Genomic DNA, 17,959 nt, shown 5'->3' on the forward strand with positions numbered 1-17,959 from the left:
AGAACAGATGGCACAGCAGCCGCCGCTGCTCCGCGACCTCATTCCGATCAAGGAGTCGATCTCCACCTCGGACTACGTGCTGAGCCTTGCCGAGGCCACCACGCCCGAGGGGGCCGAGCGGGCTCTTGAGAGCTACGTGCTCACCGACCGTCTCCGGGACAACTTCAACGAAGCCCTGGACCTCATCAAGGCGGCGGTGGACGGGCACACCTCCAAGGCCGCCTACCTGCACGGCTCGTTCGGTTCCGGTAAGTCGCACTTCATGGCGGTGCTGTACGCGCTGCTGTCGCGCCACCAGGAGGTGTGGGGCAACCGCGACTTCGACAACGTGCTGACCCGGCACGAATGGGTCCAGAACGACGGCAAGAAGTTCCTGCTGGTGCCGTACCACATGCTGGGCGCGCAGTCGCTGGAGCAGCGGGTGCTCGGCCGCTACGTCGAGTACGTCAGGAAGCTGCACCCCGACGCGCCCGTCCCGCAGGTGTACAAGACTGACGCGCTGTTCGACGACATCCGCGGCCTGCGCGTCACCATGGGCGACGACGCCGTCATCAGAGGCCTCGGCGCGTCCGACGACGGCGAGGACGGCGAAGACGACTGGGGCGAGTCGTTCGCGTGGACACCGGAACTGCTCGACCAGGCCCTGACCTCGGAGGAGTCGCACGAGGAGGGGGTCGCGCTCGACCTGCTGAACCCCTCGACCCCGGCGGAGCTGCGCGCCAAGCTGGTCCAGGACGCCTCCACCCATCTGCTGCCCGGATTCGCCCGGAAGGCCGCCGAGGACGAGCACGGCTTCATCTCGCTCGACGCCGGCCTGTCGGTGATCGCCGAGCACGCCAAGGCGCTCGGCTACGACGGGCTGATCCTATTCCTGGACGAGCTGGTGCTGTGGCTGGCGACGCTCATCCACGACAGCAGGCTCGTGGCCCGCGAGGCCGGGAAGATCACCAACTTTGTGGAGGGCGGGGACGCGCGGCGCGCCATCCCGGTCGTGTCGTTCATCGCCCGCCAGCGCGACCTGCGGGAGCTGGTCGGCGAGGAGGTGTCCGGGGCGGCCGAGGCCGCCATCCAGGACACCCTGAACCTGGCGTCCGGCCGGTTCGACAAGATCACGCTGGAGGACCGGAACCTGCCGCAGATCGCGCACGCGCGGCTGCTCACCCCCGTCGGCGGGTCGAACGGGCCCGCCGCCCGGCAGATCGATGAGGCGTTCGAGAAGACCAAGGCGCTCGGCCCGAACGTCTGGGACACCCTGCTCGGCTCCGACACGAGCACCACGGGCGCCGACGAGGAGTCGTTCCGGCTGACGTATCCGTTCTCGCCGGCATTCATGGACACGCTCGTCCACATCTCCTCCGCCTTGCAGCGGTCCCGGACCGGCCTGAAGCTGATGGGGGAGCTGCTGGCCGCGAACCGTGACCACCTGCGGCTCGGCGACCTGATCGCGGTCGGCGAGCTTTACCCGGTGATCGCGCGGGGCGGCGACAAGCCGTTCGTCGACGACCTGAAGGTCGTGTTCGCCGCCGCCAACAAGCTCTACACGACGAAACTGCGTCCGTTCCTGCTGAATACCCACGAGGTCACCGAGGAGGATGTCCAGCAGTACCTGCGCGACCCCGAGCAGATGACCGACCGGCGGCTGGCCCAGCGGTGCAAGCTGTTCGTTGGCGACAACCGGTTGATCTGCACGCTTCTGCTTTCGGCGCTTGCGCCGAGCGTGCCCGCGCTCAACGACCTCACGCTCCGGCGGCTCGCCGCGCTCAACCACGGTTCGGTCGTCGCACCGATCCCCGGCAGCGAAGTCGGCATCATTGGGAACAAGGTCGACGAATGGGCTGCCCGGTTCCCTGAGATCAAGAAGACCGGCACCGACGTCAACCCGGGCGTCCGGCTGGAGCTGACGGGCGTGGACGTCGACTCCGTCATCGCCAACGCCCGCGTCAACAACAACCAGGGCAACCGCGCCGCGCTGGCCCGCCGGCTGCTGACCGAGGAACTCGGCGTCGACCGCGCGGATGGCCGGCTCGGCGGCGACGAGCTGAACCTGGTCTGGAAGGGCTCGCAGCGCACCCTCGAAGTCATCTTCGGCAACGTCGCCGAGGAGGACCAGTTGCCCGACCACGACCTGGTGCCGCAGATTGACGGCCGCTGGCGGATCGTGATCGACCTGCCGTTCGACGAGAGCAATTACGGTCCGGTCGAGGACGTCAACCGCATCCAGAAACTCCGGGAGAAGCCGGGCGAGGCGCCCCGGACCGTCGCATGGCTCCCTACGCACCTGTCCGCGCAGCGCTACGAGGACTTCCAACGCCTGGTCGTCATCGACCGGGCCCTCGCCGACGACCAGCGGTTCGATACCCAATACGCCGGCCACCTCAACGCCGACAGCCGCGAACGCGCCAAACAGCTGCTGGAGGACCAGCACGCCTCGCTGACCAAGCAGATCAAGGACGCCTTCAAGCAGGCGTACGGGCTGAAGACCAAGGACCCCGCCCACGTCCAAGTGGAGTTCGACCAGCATTTCCAGCCGCTCCCCGACGACCTGCCTGACCTGAAGGTCCAGTTCGGGCAGACGATGCACGGCGCGATCCGGCACATCGCGGGTCGCCTTCTGGAGGCGCAGTTCCCCGGCCACCCCGACCTGGACCCGAACGGCACCGGCACCCCGGTGAAACCGTCCGAGGCCAGGACCGTCTTCGGGTACGTGCGGGCCGCCGCCGAAGCACGCGACCACCAGGCCGAGGTGCCCGCCAAGGACCGCAAGCTGATGGCGCGGCTGGTCGAACCGCTGCGCCTCGGCATGCAGCGGGAGGCCTACTTCCGGCTGTCCCACGAATGGTCCGACCACTTCATGCTGAAGGCGAAGAACGATGGCGTCACCGGCGACCTCAGCCTGGTCAAGCTGCTGGACTGGATCGACCAGCCGCAGCCGCGCGGGCTGGACACGTTCCTGGCGCACCTGATCGTCGCCTCGTTCGCCGAAATGAACGACCGGGTCTGGGTTCGCGGCGGTGTCCCGCTCACCCCGCCGCCGGAGCTTCATCAGATCAAGGACGGCGACGCGCTGCGCACCCAGCCGCTGCCGAGCGAGCAGGACTGGGCGACCGCCGCCGAACGCTTCCACACGATTTTCGGCAGGGTCGCGCCGACACTGCGGCGCGGGCGGATGGTGAACCAGTTCGCCCGGCAGATCGCCGAGGAGGCCGACCGGTTTCATGCTCCGGCGGAGAACCTGGTTCAGCAACTGGGGGAACACGCAAGGTTCCTCGGCCTGGACGACACCGACGACAGTGGGCGGCTCCAGATCGCCCGCCGCTCGGTAGAGCTTCTGAAGACCCTGCGGTCGGCTGGGCAGGGCGGCTCGGGCGCCAAGAGGACCGTTGAATCGCTCGCCCGTTTCGACCTGGGCGAGGTGGGCGCCGACCGGTACGGGGCGTCCGTCAAACGCGCCGGCGATGTCGCCGAGGCGCTCGCCGGGGCGGCCTGGGACATCATCCGCCTCGCGGAGAGCCAGGGCGCCGACGGCGCGGCCCTGCTGGAGTCGCTGCGTCGCGTCGCCCGCGTCGACCAGCGGACCGCCGACCTCATCGCCGCTCTTCAAGAGGCTCGGGGGAAGGTCACTGAGCTCCTTCAGCGCAACCGGCCTCCGGTTCCCCCACCGGGGCCTGATCCGAAGCCGAAGCCGAAGCCCGGTCCGGACAAGCCCGACGACGTCGACCTGGGAGGCGACTCCAGCCATCCCACCGTTACTGGCGACGACGGCACGCAGGGTCGGCCCGGCGGCGGGGGCGCCGCGCCCCGCGCGGGTACGCGGCGCACGTCGGCGTCCCTCGCGGCGGCCGAGCTGGCCGACGAACTCGCGAAGCTGCCCGCCGACGCGACCGTCGACATCACCTGGCGGGTCGTGGACTGATGTCTATCACCACCACCAGCGACACCACTGGCGGCGATGGCACCGGCGGCGCCGCCACTGGGAACGGTGCGATGCGGCTCACCACCGCGACCGTCACCCAGTACCTGGCGAGCCGGAAGAGCCTGAATGACAACCCCAAGCGGCGGGTTGTGCTGCTGCGCGCCGTCCCCACGTGGGATGGCGCCGAGGAACTGTCCTGGGGTACCGGGCAACGGGCCCGAATCGTTCCCGCGCCTTCGCCGCTCGCCATCCACGAACTGGTGCTGGAGCATCTCGCGCCGGAAGCGGACGGGCCCGAGGTGCTTGTGGTGCTAACCGACCGGGAGGAAGGCGAACTCGACCCCGCGATCCTCGCACGCGCGCACCGGCAGCGCGTCGAGATCGTCGACAGCTGGAACCTCGTCCTGGAGGCGTTCGGCGCGGAGCAGCGCGATCCGCGGCTGCGCGCCGAGGGCTGGGCCGCCGAAGCGCTTCTGGACGCCGCCCCGCCCGGCGGCTGGCCCCGGCTGAGGGGCGGCATCCTGTCCCGGCGCACTGCGCTGTCGCTGCTGTCGCTGCGGCGGCTGCGACTCGGTCGCTACGCCGCCGAAACCACCGGCGGCGCCGCTCCCGACAGCGGGTCGTTCGCCGACGACCTCGACACCCGGCTGCTCCTGCGCTGGTCGCTCGACCCTGGCGGGCCGGACCGGCTGCGGTCGCTGCGTGGCCCCGAACGCGACGGGCTGATCTCTTTCCTGAGCGAGCCGGAACAGGCCGGAACCGCGGGGCGGACCCTGTTCGCGCTCGTCGAGGCCGACCACGGGCCCGACGCGGTGCCGTTCGGGCTGCTCTGCGCGGCGCTGTGGCTGGACGCTCCCGCCGACGCCGACACCTACCGGGCGCGCGGCCGGGTCGAACGCTGGCTAGGCGACCCGCCACCCGCGACCGGGGAGGCCCTGGACAGCCTCCTCAGTACCTTCGGCCGGGCCTGCCGGGAGTACGTCACCGCCCTGATCGCAGCCAGCGACGCCGACAACGGCGAGGCTGGGCGGACGGCCCGGCGGACCACCGAACGGGTCCTCGGACGGGCCTCCGAGCTGTCCAGACAGTTCGGGATCGAGCCGCAGACGCGGTACAGCACCGTCCTGCCCGAAGGGCTGAACAAGCGCTTCACCTCCCTCGGCCATGCTCTGCGGGAAACCGACCTCGACACGGTTCTGGCCGCCCTGGCCGCTGTGGAGAGGCACGAGCTGGCCACCGGCCATGACGCGCGAGTGCGGCTCGGCCGGGCCCGGATGGCGGCCAGACTCGTCCACTGGCTCACCACCGAACCCGCCACCGGCCCGGCCGGGGACGTGCCGACGGTCGCGGCGGGCATCGACCGGCACGTGGCCGAGACCGGTTGGGTGGACCAGGCCCTCGACCACATCGAGGCCGGAGGCGACCCTGACCCGGCGCTGAGGTCCGCCTACGACCTGATCGGCGAGCGGGTGCGCGTGGCCCGCAAGGAGATCGACCGCTCCTTCGCCAAGGCGCTGGAGAAGTGGACGGCCGCGGGCACCGACCCGGGATCGATGCTGACCGTGGAGACGTTCCTGCCGCGGATCGTCAAGCCGGTGGTGACCGGCCGGTCGCCGCGCCGCGTGCTGATGCTGGTGCTGGATGGCATGAGCGCCGGCATCGCGGCCGAGCTCGCCGAGGAACTGCGCCGCAACTGGGCCGAGTACGACCCGGTGCCCGACGCGTCCGGCGCCCCGCCCCGGCGGCGCGCCATGGCGGCAGCCCTGCCCACCGTGACGGCGGTCTCGCGGACGTCGCTGTTCGCCGCCGAGCTGACAAAGGGCGGGCAGGCCGACGAGAAGCGGTTGTTCCCCAGGCACCGGTTCTGGGGCGGCGGGAACGCCGCCGTGTTCCACAAGGACGACCTGCGCGGCGCAACCTCCGGGTCCCCGTTCAGTGAGGCGCTGACCGACGCCCTCGACGACGAGACCGCCCACATTGCGGTCGTGCTGAACACCATCGACGACCGTCTCGTCAAGGAGCAGAAGCTCGGCGACGCCACCTGGCGTCCGGAGCACATCGGCGAACTCAGGGAACTGCTGCGGGAGGCCGCCGAACGCGGCATGGCGGTGCTCCTCACCAGCGACCACGGGCATGTCGTGGACCGTCGCGGAGTCAAAATCGACGGCGCGGGCGCCGTCTCGGCGCGGCACCGCCTGCCCGGCGGGCCGCTCGCCGACGGTGAGGTCGCGCTGTCGGGCCCCCGCGTTGTGCCGGACGCGCCGGGGGGCGAGATCGTGGCGCTGTGGGACCGCGACCTGCGGTACTCGGCGCAGCATGCAGGCCACCACGGGGGCGCGTCGCTCGCCGAGTTCGCGATCCCCGTCCTTGCGTTCCTGCCATTCAACGCCCCGCCCCCGAAGGGTTGGCGGGAACTGGGCGACCAGCGACCGGCCTGGTGGCGGTCGGCGACCGAGTCGGCAAAGGCCGAGCCCCTCAGCCCGGTGGCGCAGGCGTCGACCGAGCCGGTCGCGGCGGTGCAGGCGCCCCCGGCTGCGAGGAAGCCTGCCGCGAGGAAACCGGTCATCGTGCAGGAGAAGAAGTCGTCCGACGCACTGTTCGAGCTGGAGACCGAACGGCGCGACATCCCGGAGCCGGAGGCCGCGCCGGTTCCCGAACCCGCGCCGGCGCTGGACGACCTTGCGACCGCGCTGTTGGAATCGGAGACTTTCCGGCAGCAGATGGACCTGGTGTCACGCAAACCGCCCCTCGGCAAGATCGAGGCGGCGATGCGGGCACTGCTGGAATCCGGAACCCTGCCCGTCACCGCCCTGGCGCAGCGCGTCGAATACCCGATCACCCGGGCCGACGGCTTCGCCGCCGTGCTCGGCCAGGTGCTCAACTACGACGGCGTCCAGGTCCTGGAAACCCTGCCCGACGGACGCACACTGCGGCTCAACACCGCTCTGCTGCGCGAGCAGTTCGGCGTGCAGTGACAGGGTGATGGAACACTGGTGGGCGTGAGCACCGCACGATCGAACCAGGTCAGCGCCGTACGCCGGCGCGCCGTCATCGACGCGCTCCGCCGCGGCGCGGTGCCGGAGAGCGGGCTGGACCTGCTGGCGACCGGGCTCGACCGGTTCGAGGCGGCGCTCGACGGAGAACTGAACACCGTCGCGTCCGGCGGATCGGTGTTCAAGGCCGTCCGCGGCGAGTACGGGTCCGGCAAGACGTTCTTCACGCGGTGGCTCGGGGAACGTGCGAAACGTCGCAACTTCGCCGTCGCCGAGATCCAGATCTCCGAGACAGAGACGCCGCTTCACAGGCTGGAAACCGTCTACCGTCGGCTGACCGAACGGCTCACCACCGCCAGCTTCCCACCGAGCGCGCTGCGCCCGGTGGTGGACGCGTGGTTCTACGCGCTGGAGGAGGACGCTCTGGCGGCCGGGGCGTCCGAAGAGGACCTGCCCGGCGAGGTGGACCGGCTGCTGACGGCACGGCTCGTGGAGGTGTCCCGCCAGGCGCAGTCGTTCGCGACAGCACTGCGCGGCTACCGAGCGGCGCTCACCGCCGGCGACGAAGCCACGGCCGCCGCCGTCCTGGCTTGGCTCGGCGGACAGCCGCACGTCGCCGCTGCCGCTCGGTCCAGCGCCGGAGTCCGCGGGAACCTCGACCACTTCGGTGCGCTCGGGTTCGTGCAAGGACTGTTGACCGTGTTGCGCGACGGCGGTCACCCCGGTCTGCTGGTGGTGCTCGACGAGGTTGAGACGCTGCAGCGGGTTCGCACCGACGTTCGGGACAAGGCGCTTAACGCGCTGCGGCAGCTCATCGACGAGGTGCATGCGGGCCGCTTCCCCGGCCTCTACCTCGTGATCACCGGAACGCCTTCTTTCTACGATGGGCGGCAGGGTGTGCAGCGCCTCGCGCCGCTCGCCCAGCGGCTCGCGACCGACTTCACGACCGACCCACGCTTTGACAACCCGCGGGCGGTCCAGGTCCGGCTTCCCGGCTTCACCTTGGAGTCCCTGACCGGGCTCGGCATCACCATCCGTGACCTGTACGCGGCGGGAGCCGATGCTCCCGACCGGATCAAGTCGCTCGCAGACGACGCCTATATCGCCGATCTTGCCCGAGCCGTGGGCGGTGCGCTCGGCGGGAAGGTCGGCGTTGCGCCACGGCTCTTCCTGAAGAAGCTCGTCGGGGACGTCCTCGACCGCATCGACCAATTCGCGGACTTCGACCCCCGCGTCCACTACAAGCTCACCGTCTCCGGCACCGAACTCACCGAGGTCGAACGGAACCTCACAGCGGACGACATCGACCTGGACGTTTGATGGAACGGCTGCACCCGGTCGTCCTGCATCACATCGTTAACACGCTCGAATGGCCGGGCCTGCGGCCATTGCAACACCAGGCCGTCGGTCCGATCCTCGACGGCGACGACGCGCTCTTGCTGGCTCCGACCGCAGGCGGCAAGACCGAGGCCGCGATCTTCCCGATACTCACCGCCATGGCCGAGCAAGAGTGGACCGGCATCTCGGTGCTCTACCTGTGCCCCCTCAAGGCGCTGCTCAACAACCTCGCTCCCCGTGTCGACCAGTACGCGCAATGGCTTGGCCGCAGCGCCGCACTCTGGCACGGTGACACCCGCGAATCCGAGCGGCGGCGCATCCGCCTGGGCACGCCGGACATCCTGCTGACCACGCCCGAGTCGCTGGAGTCCATGCTCATCAGCTACAAGACCGACCACGCCCACATGCTCGGAAAGATCCGTGCGGTGATCGTCGATGAGGTTCACGCCTTCGCCGGAGATGACCGCGGCTGGCACCTGCTCGCAATCCTGGAACGCCTCACTCGCGTCACTGGACACCCCATCCAGCGGATCGGTCTATCCGCAACTGTCGGCAACCCTCACCAGCTGCTGACTTGGCTTCAAGGAGCGAGCGTCGGGAGCCGGAGTGCCCAGGTCGTCGCTCCGGAAGCGGCCGCCTCCGCGGCGGCTCCCGCCCCCCGGATCGATCTCGACTACGTCGGCTCCATTGAGAATGCCGCCAAGGTCATCGCGTCCCTGCATCTTGGCGAGAAACGTCTCGTCTTCTGCGACTCGCGAAGCCAAGTGGAGCAGCTTGGCGCGGCTCTGCGCGCCCGCGACGTCACCACCTTTCTATCGCATGCCTCACTGTCGGCCGACGAACGTCACCGCTCTGAACAGGCGTTCGCCGAGGCCCGCGACTGTGTGATCGTCTCAACGTCCACCCTGGAACTTGGCATCGACGTCGGTGACCTCGACCGTGTGATCCAGGTTGACTCCCCTGCCAGCGTGGCTTCCTTCCTTCAACGTCTGGGACGCACCGGTCGCCGGCCCGGAGCTGAACGCTCATGTCTCTTCCTCGCCACTAAGGAACGCGCGCTGCTCCAAGCGGCGGGCCTCCTGCTGCTGTGGGGACGAGGGTGGGTCGAGGATGTCGCCGTCCCGCCGACACCGCGTCACTTGGTCGCCCAGCAGATCCTGGCTGTAGCACTCCAGGAACATCGACTCGGGAACAGGCTGTGGGCGGAACAGTGGAACGGCCTGCCGCCGTTCGACCGATCCGGCGAACCGATCCTGCGCCACCTCGTCGCGGAGGGCTTCCTCGACGAGGACGACGGCATGCTGTTCATCGGTCCCGAAGCAGAGAAGCGGTTCGGTCACCGCCACTTCATGGACCTCACCGCATCGTTCACGGCCCCACCACAGTTCACCGTCCTGTCGGGGCGCGCGGAGATTGGCCGCACCGACCCGTCCGTGCTGACCGAGGACCGCCCCGGCCCCCGCCGCCTCCTCCTCGCCGGACGGACCTGGCAGGTGACCTACATCGACTGGAAGAGGCGCCGCTGTTTCGTCGAACCCGCCGAAGGCGGAGGAATCGCTAAATGGACGGCGGGCGGGATCGCGGGCCTGTCGTTCGCCCTCACCCGAGCCATGCGTGACATCCTGCTCGGCGCTGATCCGCCTGTCACGCTCACGCGGAGAGCGAGCGCACGACTGGAGCACCTGCGAGACGAGGAGGCACCCGAGTCTGTCCACCCGGCCGGCCCGGTTATCACCCGCGCAGGCACCGACGTCCGCTGGTGGACGTGGGCGGGATACCGTGCGAACGCCACATTGACCGCAACACTCTCATCCGTGACCGACCAGGTTCAGCGCCCTACGGACTTGTACGTGAGGCTCCGCGAGGATCTGACGCCAGACATGTGGAAGGCGGCGCGCGCTGAGGCACCACTCGTACTGCCTGAAGTCGATCCTCGGGCAGTTCGGGGCCTGAAGTTCGCGGTGGCTCTACCCACTCACCTCGCGGCCGCGACGGTGGCGGCCCGCCTCGCCGACCTCGAGAGCGCCGAACAGGTGCTTGGCGAAGCCACTCGCTTCACCGTCGTCGACCGGACCTGATGCGGGGAGCGGAGGCCAGGACGAAGCCGGACCAGCCGAGAGCGCCGCGGCGGCTCATTCAGCTCTGATGCTTGTCCGACTGCAGCCGTCACCAGTATTCCGACGTGACTGACGTCAGTGTGCCCCTGCGTCTCCACTGCAGCGCAGGGAAACTTCGCAATCATGAGCACGCCGTCGACGTTGCGGCTACCTCCACACCTGGCTTGAACGTGGGGAAGAACAGTTGGTACCGGGGACGCAAGCAGGACCTGACCCCCCCATCCGGCCCTTTTTGGGCGAGGACGGCGGAGATGCGGATTCGCTTCTAATCAACAATAAGGGTCATCCTCTGGAGAGCAGTACCGGCGAGTTGGCAGGAGGGTTGGCGGTCGAGAAGGTATAGCCTTTCGGTTAACTTTCCCGATAACTGAACTTGGTGGAACTCGGTGGCACGCCCCAACCCGCCCCAGCATAGTAAATGCGTCGAGGGCATCAGTCGGCATATTCGGCTGCCTCGGCTCGTCAGAGGCTGCAAGGTAGGGCGGTGTCGCGACACGGTATGGATTTCAGAGCGATCCATACCGAGCGCCTTCATTGAGTTGACCGGGCGCGGTCCTAACAAGCATGGCAGGAGGTGGAACAACGAACGAGGAGCAGGTCAGCAAGCAGGGCAAGCTGCAACGACGTTCGCAGCTCGGCGGGGGACGCCGGCGAGATCGGGAGATGAGATTCCGAGTCAGCGATGAGGAGTACAAGGAAATCTGTGAGGCGGCCCATCGAGCGGGCGCCGCCTACGGAACATTTATCGTCCACACCGTACAGGCAGCCATTCGTCAGCACGGGTCCGGACAGCAACCGACTCTGGCGCTCTGTGAGGAACTGCGCAGCATCGCGCGACAGCTGAACCGTATCGGTGTGAACATCAACCAGATGGCCCGAATAGCGAACGCAACGGGACAGGCGCCTCAGGAACTTTCCGCTTCGTTAGCGTATCTGGAGAAGGTCCTTCGGAGGGTGGACGCCTCGTCTGTTGAGATAGGTCGGCTGCTGCGTTGATCGGTAAAGTGACACGCGGCCAAAGCCTCGCCCGATTGCTGTCGTACCTCTACGGACCAGGGAAACGTAACGAGCACGTCGATCCCCACCTTGTTGCAGGGTTCCGCCTGCCCATAGCTCTGGAGCCCGGAACGGACGGCAGAGGCGACCGCGACTACCGGCATCTAGTCGGAGTCCTGACCTCTCCGCTCGACACCCTTCGTCATACACCGCTTGCCTTGCCGATCTGGCAGTGCTCGATCAGGGCAGCGCCCGCGGACCGACGCCTGTCGGATGAAGACTGGGCCGACATTGCTGAGGAGGTCATGCACCAGACCGGGTTGGCGTCGCGAGGTGATGACAGAGCATGCCGCTGGATCGCGGTCCGCCATGCCGACGACCACATCCATCTCGTTGCCGTCCTGGCCCGCGAGGATGGACGCAACCCGAACCTACGTCGCGACTACTTCAAGGTCGCCCATGCCTGCCATATCGTCGAAGACCGCTACGGCCTGACCCCAACCGCACCCGCCGACCGCACAGCAGCGCCTCGACCAACCCGAGCCGAGACGGAATTCGCTCACCGAAAGAACTGGTCGGAACCGCCCCGCAGTACCCTCCGCCGGCGCGTTGCCACCGCAGCTGCCGGAGCTGAGACCGAGGACGACTTCTTTGTTGCCCTTGAGCAGGCTGGAGTGCTGGTCAAGGTCCGTGAGAGCGTCCGCACTCCCGGAGAGATCACGGGCTACGCGGTCGCGCTTCCCGGTCACACCAACCAAGATGGTCAACCGGTCTGGTTCTCCGGTGGCAAGCTCGCCGCCGACCTCACCCTTCCCAAACTCCGCTGTCGTTGGTCGGCTCCTGAGGAAGGCAGGCACTTCGACCCGCGCTCTTTGGGCCAAGTGAAGCTGACTCGTCAGGAGCGAGATGCTGCCTACCAGCAGGCCGCAAGAGCTACCGCGACAGCCACCTGGCAGATGCGCCACATCCATGACCCTGCCGTCCGCGCCGACCTAGCCGCCGCGGCCTCCGACGTCCTCCACGTAACCGCGGCCATCACCGGCAACCGGGAACTCGCCCGCGCGGCCGACTTCTATGACCGAGCAGCTCGCGAACCCTACGGGCGCCAGTCCTCCGCCACGCCCTATGGCACGAACCTCCGTACGGTTGCGCGGGCTCTGGCGCTGTCCCAGATCGGAGGGTCACACAGTCGTCGCCCGAGCCTCGCCGGCGTCCTCTCCTACCTGATCGTGCAGCTCGCTGCCCTCATCGAAGCGATCGCGGAGCACCGGCAATCGCAGCAACGCTTCGCCCAAGCGGCTGCAGCCCGCAAGGCTGCTGCCGAACTCGCCGGACTCCGCCAACCGACTGCGCGGCAAACAACCCCGCCGTTGCTCCGGGGGCCGACGATTGACACACCCGAGCACAACGCTGCGCGACTCGCTGCCGCCGGCTTCCCTCTGCCCTTCCCCAACCTGGAGGCAGACCGTCCCCACAGATCTACCAGGCCTGCGCCTACACCGCCGGGGCGCACCACCCCTCGCCGCCCATCGCAGTAGTGACCAGAGAAGTTGGCGCCACACCGATAGCGGTCGTGGCGTAAGGACCAACGCCACCGCATACTAACGGAGCGTAAACAAGCGTAACGATACGCAGATGTGCGCCAGTGCGGCGTTCGCGACGACGAGCCTGCGCACCCTCACCCCACCACACAAGGAAGGCGAAGCCATGACGGACCACAGCCTCGGCACGTGCCCCAAGGCCACAAGGAGTGACCCACATGACCGACGAAACGAAGGCTCCCCCGGCCGCTCGTAACGACGAAGACACCACGCGTCTCGCGGCCAATCTGTACGAACACGTCCGCCAGCTCAACCACGCCTCCGTCGGCCCTCCGAGCCTCACGCTTCCCGCCACTGCGTACACCATCCTCGGCAACCTCAGCGCGGCCGTCTACGGCCTTGACCAGCTCCTCGAGCAGATCAACCGCTTCTTCCTCCAAGAACTTCAAGCCGACCGTCTCGGTCACGACCGCGGTGAGGACCTGGCTGGCGTTCTGAGCCGCCACGGCCGAGCCCTGGCCGAAGCAAGATCCCACCTTCAAGCTCTCTGCTCGGCCCTCAGCGACGCGCAATCCACCATCAATGCCGTCCACTCCCGGCCTACCCGTCGAGGCGCAGCGTCCCCGGCCATCGGCGACAAGACGTACGAGGCCGACGCTGGCGTAAGAGCGGCGGCCAACGACTTCCCGAGACCGATCACCGACCCGAGACTCCTCGTACCGCCTGCGGTCAGCGGGCAAGACGCCCCCCTCGACAATCGCCGCGCGAACACTCAGGAGGCGTGACCATGAAACCGATGACTCATGAGGAGTTGGCGGCCCTCCCCACTACCACCACCATCGAGACGGCCGCCCGCGCCCTCGGCCTCGGCCGAACTCGCGCCTACGAGCTCGCCCGCGAGAATCGCTTCCCTTGCAAGGTCATTCGTATAGGCAGCACGTATCGCGTAGTGACCGCCGACCTCCAACGGCTCGTCTCCAGCAGCCAGAGCCCGTGAAGCTCATGGGGTAAGCGAAGCATGCTCTATCCGTCGGCCGCCTGCCGTCGACGCTGGCGCCCTGCTTCACCCGGCGCGACCACACCTGATACCTGGTGACCGAGATGACCTGCATCTTGTTCAGGTCGTGGTCGCGCACGGGCCACCGGAATCGTCTCATCTCGCGTTGGGCGAGCAGCCCGTTATGCCGCCGACGAGATCCGGCCCGGACGGTACCTGACCTTTCGCCCAGGGTGTCCAGCCCTGATCGGTATTGCTACCCTGCAAGGAACACCGCGTCGACGGATGGCTGGCTAATGATCTTACAAAAGCTCGATGCTGCCGAGACTCTTCTGGTGATTCCTTGCTCGAAGGGGAAACAATCCGGTGGCGAGCCGAGCTCTCGGAAGCAAAGCCCATGGCCCCCCGATCTGCTGACAGCACGGCAGTCCAATCTTGAGACAGCGAAAGCAGACGAACGACAGTTGCTGCCTGCCTGGCTTCGGTACACCGGTGGTTTCTACACCACTGCTGGAAACGAGCTGCGCGACGCGGTAGCTCGTGACACGCCTCTGCTCATTCTCAGCGGTGGATACGGGGTGGTGCATCCCGAGGAACCGATCGGTGACTACAACAAGATCCTTCGCTTGACGGACTGGCCTGGCGGGTTGCTCGAAGATCTACTGATTCGCGAGGCTGGACGTAGGGGCGTCTCGTCGGTCGTCGCTTTTGCGGCGAGTAGCTCGGACTATGCGAAGCTCATACGGCGCGCCAAGTGGACAGATGCGGGGCTCGGGGGGTTCCTCGTCACCATCAGGAACGCGGGCATGGGAGCCTCGGGTAAGGTGCCGCGTCGACTAGGACAGGCTTTTGCCTGCTTCTGGCGAGGACAACCTGCCGAGATGTACCCGGAAGGTACGACCGTGGAGACCTTGGGTTGAGCGCCTTGCGAGACAATCGCCGAGCCGACACCGATCGATTCTACGGATTGCTCGATGAGCTGGCCAAGCGGCTGGGCGGAGCACGACTGCTACGGGATTGCACCCAGGACACCGGGTGGCCGCATTATGGCGTCGAGTTCTTCCTCGAAAATGGCCAGGTCCGAGCCGGAGGAGATCGGCTCCGGGTTGTGCGCGTAGGGAGCCATGCCTTGAGAGCCACCTCGCAGGCGACCTTCTGGACCAGGCTCGCCCAACATCGAGGACCGGTAAACGGGGCGAGAGCTGGGGTGGGTAATCATCGTGGCTCGATCTTTCGCCAGCACGTGGGCAGCGCGCTGCTGCAGACCGGTCACTGGCCGGCCGAGGTAGCTGAGTCCTGGGGGCAAAAGAAGGTGAGTCCTCTGCAGCGAGTAGCCGAGTACTCCCTTGAGAAGGCGGTAAGCGACCACATCGCCACGATGCCGCTACTCTGGTTGGAAGTGCCCAATCGTGAACGACGTAAATTTATACGGGCCAACTCGATTGCCCTCCTCTCTCGGCGAACCGGCGGCATTGACCGAACTGCTCTCGGCTGGTTGGGATTGCGTGCAAAAAACGAGAAGGTAGCAACTTCCGGACTCTGGAACAGTGACCATGTCGACGACCTTTACGATCCGTCCTTTCTTGATGACATGGAAGCCTGTGTAAAGCTGCTTTGATGGCGTGGTGGAGGGCGATCGTCGCCCTGAATTCTAAGGTTTCGTCAACCTGCTCCGCAGGACTTCTATTCCGATGTTAGAAGTCAAACACTAATAAAGCGTCGGACATTCAAGGAATGGCCGGACTGCTGCATCTGGCATCTGGATGAGTGGCAAATGAACATGAGGCTTCACAGTCTCGTCTGCGGTATCCCATTTACTGTAAGCGCCTCGTCGATCTCCCCAGCGGTGGCTTGCGGACTAGGTTCTGTTGCTTTAGTCCGGAGAGATTCGATGGCTACGATATTTGCAGAATGCAGGTCTGGCTCTGCTTGCGAGGAACGTGAGAACGGTGCCGTGACATGGTGCAGGAGGCGGTCTAGCTCGCGGTCTAGTCCCTGCTGTAGGGGTGTTCCGTCCTCACCGAAGGAGTCAATCTCCTTTTCCATCAGGACTTGGCCAGTTCGCTGATGGGTGACTCTGACCTGGAGGATACCGCTGATGTCATAGCGGAAATAGACCAGGATCGCGTTGTCTTCAGGTACGCGCTCGGGTTGAGGAAGTTTGACGGTAAGTCGAGAGAGCGGAAAGGCGCGGTCGCTGTCCGCAGGGTAACCTTCCTCCCCTTCGACAATCTCTACGTTGAGCGATGAAGCACCATGCCTCGCCGGTGTGAAGCGCTCTTCGCCATGCGCGACCAACGTGCTGTTGCGCTTGATGATCGATCTGAAACCCTTGCGGGGCCCAGCGGCGAAGGCGGTCCCAAGTGCATGGCTGGTGACCAGGGTGAACTGCTTGTGTAGACCAGGGTCGTTCAAGGCCGCTGAGTAGATGGCCGCACCTCGGGCCACAGCCGTCATCGGGTGGCACAGCTCTGGATCGACGATGCGGTCTGACCCAAGTATGTTGCCGACGGCGTCGCGGGCTTCAGGGATTTGCGAGGTGCCTCCGATCATCAAGACGGAGTCGATGTCGTCAGGTCCGTAGCCCAAGTCATCCAAAGCTTGTTGGAGAGGCTCCATAGCGCGTTGGATGAGCGGGGTGGCCGCGGTCAGGTACTCGTCACGGGCGATGCTTACCGTGGTGCCTAGTTCCGGGATGTCGAAGGGGATCTGATCGACATCCCGGCGGGACAAGGCGATCTTCGTGAGTTCGACGTTACGGCGCCAGCGCTGACGTTCCTGCCTTGTCAGGCGCTCCGGCATCTGGCCGAGCTTCGTCAGGACGATGCGGGCCAGGGTTTCATCAAACTCTAGGCCACCAAGAGCGGCGATGCCGCGGGAGGTCTGCTCCTCGAAGTACTTGCCGTCGTATTCGAGGATGGTGACATCGATGGTGCCGCCGCCCCAGTCGAATACAAGCAAGTTGCCGGGGATATCGACGTCATTGACGTAGGAGATGGCTGCTGCAGTCGGTTCGTTCAGCAGGGCCTTGACCTTGATGCCTGCCAGCCTTGCTGCGGCCCGGGTCCGGTACCGGGCGCCCCCGGTCGCGTGTGCAGGGACTGTGACCACCGCTTCGGACAGGTCCAGGAGGTTGCGTTCGCCAGCCGCCTTCATCTGGGCGAACAAGGAGGCCGCTACAGCCGTGCTGCGAAAGGGCTGATCGGCGATCCACACGTTCTCCTCACCCAGGTGCGGTGTTCCTGAGTCATCTGGGTCGGTGCCGGTCGCGGCACGCGTGCCGAGCAGGCGCTTGACAGCGTCCACGGGTTCGCCTTGTGTCGTCTTGGCCGTCCAGCCGAAACAGAGCGTGCGCTGTAGATCTCGGACAGAGAGGACGGAGGGGAACAACGCCTCGAACTCGGGCTGGTACCACTGAGCCGGCACGCTTTCGCTGCCTACAGGCAGCACTTCGGTGTTCACACCGTCGTACCGCGCGACGACCGAGTTGCTGGTGCCGAAGTCGATTCCGTAGGTCAATGCCCGCTCCGGGGAGGCTGGTCGTCGGTTTGTGTGGTTTTGGCGGGGGTGATTCTCATAGAGAGGGCACGAGTGATAGGCACAGTTCCCTGAGCGGTCGGTCGGCGCGGTTTCCTCTCACTGCGACCTCGAGGATCCGGGCTTGAGTCGGGATCGCAAGGCACGCTCGCAGGCGGTGGTTGGACCGTCGTCCCGTCTCGGTCAGGTTCCGTGTGATCGGTCTCGACTGCTCCAACAGAAACGGACTCCGGTGTGACCCTAGAATTCTCCGGGGACTGGTGTTTCGGTCTGTCCGACGTGACCCTTCGTTGAGAAGGTTCTCGGTCTTGGCCAGACTCGTCACTTTTTTCAAGCTCGCGGGGAGCCCTCTCGACCTGCGGAGGTTGACTTCGCTTGGGAGATGGCCGTTCATCACTAACGCCTGAAGGTGGAACCGGAGAAATGCTGAGTTCCTCCACCTCCGAGGGCGTGGTTGTATCTTCGGCTTCTTCTTCCCGACGCCTTCGGCGATGTTCTCGCGAAACCCGGCCGTGTGCCTTCCCGCC

The 17,959-nt window shown here is 66.6% G+C and carries 11 protein-coding genes; 10 read left to right on the top strand and 1 reads right to left on the bottom strand.

Annotated features, from left to right (window positions below; all coding sequences use genetic code 11):
• The first annotated feature begins 7 nt into the window (after positions 1–7).
• The 10 genes from AB0C87_RS06030 to AB0C87_RS06075 all read left to right on the top strand — a co-directional run bounded on the left by AB0C87_RS06030 (position 8) and on the right by AB0C87_RS06075 (position 15,513).
• Positions 8–3,913, top strand: a complete 3,906-nt coding sequence (locus tag AB0C87_RS06030; protein ID WP_360576690.1) for a DUF6079 family protein — start codon at positions 8–10, stop codon at positions 3,911–3,913.
• On the top strand, positions 3,913–6,888 hold the full coding sequence (gene pglZ / locus AB0C87_RS06035; RefSeq protein ID WP_360576691.1) for a BREX-2 system phosphatase PglZ: 2,976 nt from the start codon (positions 3,913–3,915) through the stop codon (positions 6,886–6,888). Before AB0C87_RS06030 ends, pglZ begins: the two co-directional genes overlap by 1 nt.
• Before the next feature lie 24 nt (positions 6,889–6,912).
• A complete protein-coding gene (brxD, locus tag AB0C87_RS06040; protein WP_360576692.1) occupies positions 6,913–8,226 on the top strand; it encodes a BREX system ATP-binding protein BrxD in 1,314 nt (437 codons plus the stop codon).
• Positions 8,226–10,322 carry a DEAD/DEAH box helicase gene (locus AB0C87_RS06045; RefSeq protein ID WP_360576693.1) on the top strand — a complete coding sequence of 699 codons (2,097 nt, stop codon included), beginning with the start codon at positions 8,226–8,228 and terminating at the stop codon, positions 10,320–10,322. The genes brxD and AB0C87_RS06045 overlap by 1 nt, the downstream gene beginning before the upstream one ends.
• A gap of 603 nt (positions 10,323–10,925) precedes the next feature.
• Positions 10,926–11,357: a MobC family plasmid mobilization relaxosome protein gene (locus AB0C87_RS06050; protein ID WP_360576694.1), complete on the top strand. Its 432-nt coding sequence runs from the start codon at positions 10,926–10,928 to the stop codon at positions 11,355–11,357.
• On the top strand, positions 11,354–12,895 hold the full coding sequence (locus AB0C87_RS06055) for a hypothetical protein (RefSeq protein WP_360576695.1): 1,542 nt from the start codon (positions 11,354–11,356) through the stop codon (positions 12,893–12,895). The genes AB0C87_RS06050 and AB0C87_RS06055 overlap by 4 nt, the downstream gene beginning before the upstream one ends.
• 221 nt (positions 12,896–13,116) lie before the next feature.
• Entirely contained in the window at positions 13,117–13,683 is a 567-nt protein-coding gene (locus AB0C87_RS06060) for a hypothetical protein (protein WP_360576696.1), read from the top strand.
• A gap of 2 nt (positions 13,684–13,685) precedes the next feature.
• Complete coding sequence (locus tag AB0C87_RS06065) at positions 13,686–13,895, top strand: helix-turn-helix domain-containing protein (RefSeq protein ID WP_360576894.1); 210 nt, start codon at positions 13,686–13,688, stop codon at positions 13,893–13,895.
• 296 nt (positions 13,896–14,191) lie between these two features.
• A complete protein-coding gene (locus AB0C87_RS06070; RefSeq protein WP_360576697.1) occupies positions 14,192–14,815 on the top strand; it encodes a hypothetical protein in 624 nt (207 codons plus the stop codon).
• Between the two features lie 323 nt (positions 14,816–15,138).
• Positions 15,139–15,513: a hypothetical protein gene (locus AB0C87_RS06075; RefSeq protein WP_360576698.1), complete on the top strand. Its 375-nt coding sequence runs from the start codon at positions 15,139–15,141 to the stop codon at positions 15,511–15,513.
• A gap of 170 nt (positions 15,514–15,683) precedes the next feature.
• On the opposite strand, the gene AB0C87_RS06080 is transcribed toward AB0C87_RS06075, so the two are convergent.
• Positions 15,684–17,414, bottom strand: a complete 1,731-nt coding sequence (locus AB0C87_RS06080; protein ID WP_360576699.1) for an Hsp70 family protein — start codon at positions 17,412–17,414, stop codon at positions 15,684–15,686.
• Between the last annotated feature and the right edge of the window lie 545 nt (positions 17,415–17,959).

The sequence above is a fragment of the Actinomadura sp. NPDC048021 genome (assembly GCF_040653135.1).
In the GTDB taxonomy this organism is placed as follows: domain Bacteria; phylum Actinomycetota; class Actinomycetes; order Streptosporangiales; family Streptosporangiaceae; genus Spirillospora; species Spirillospora verrucosospora.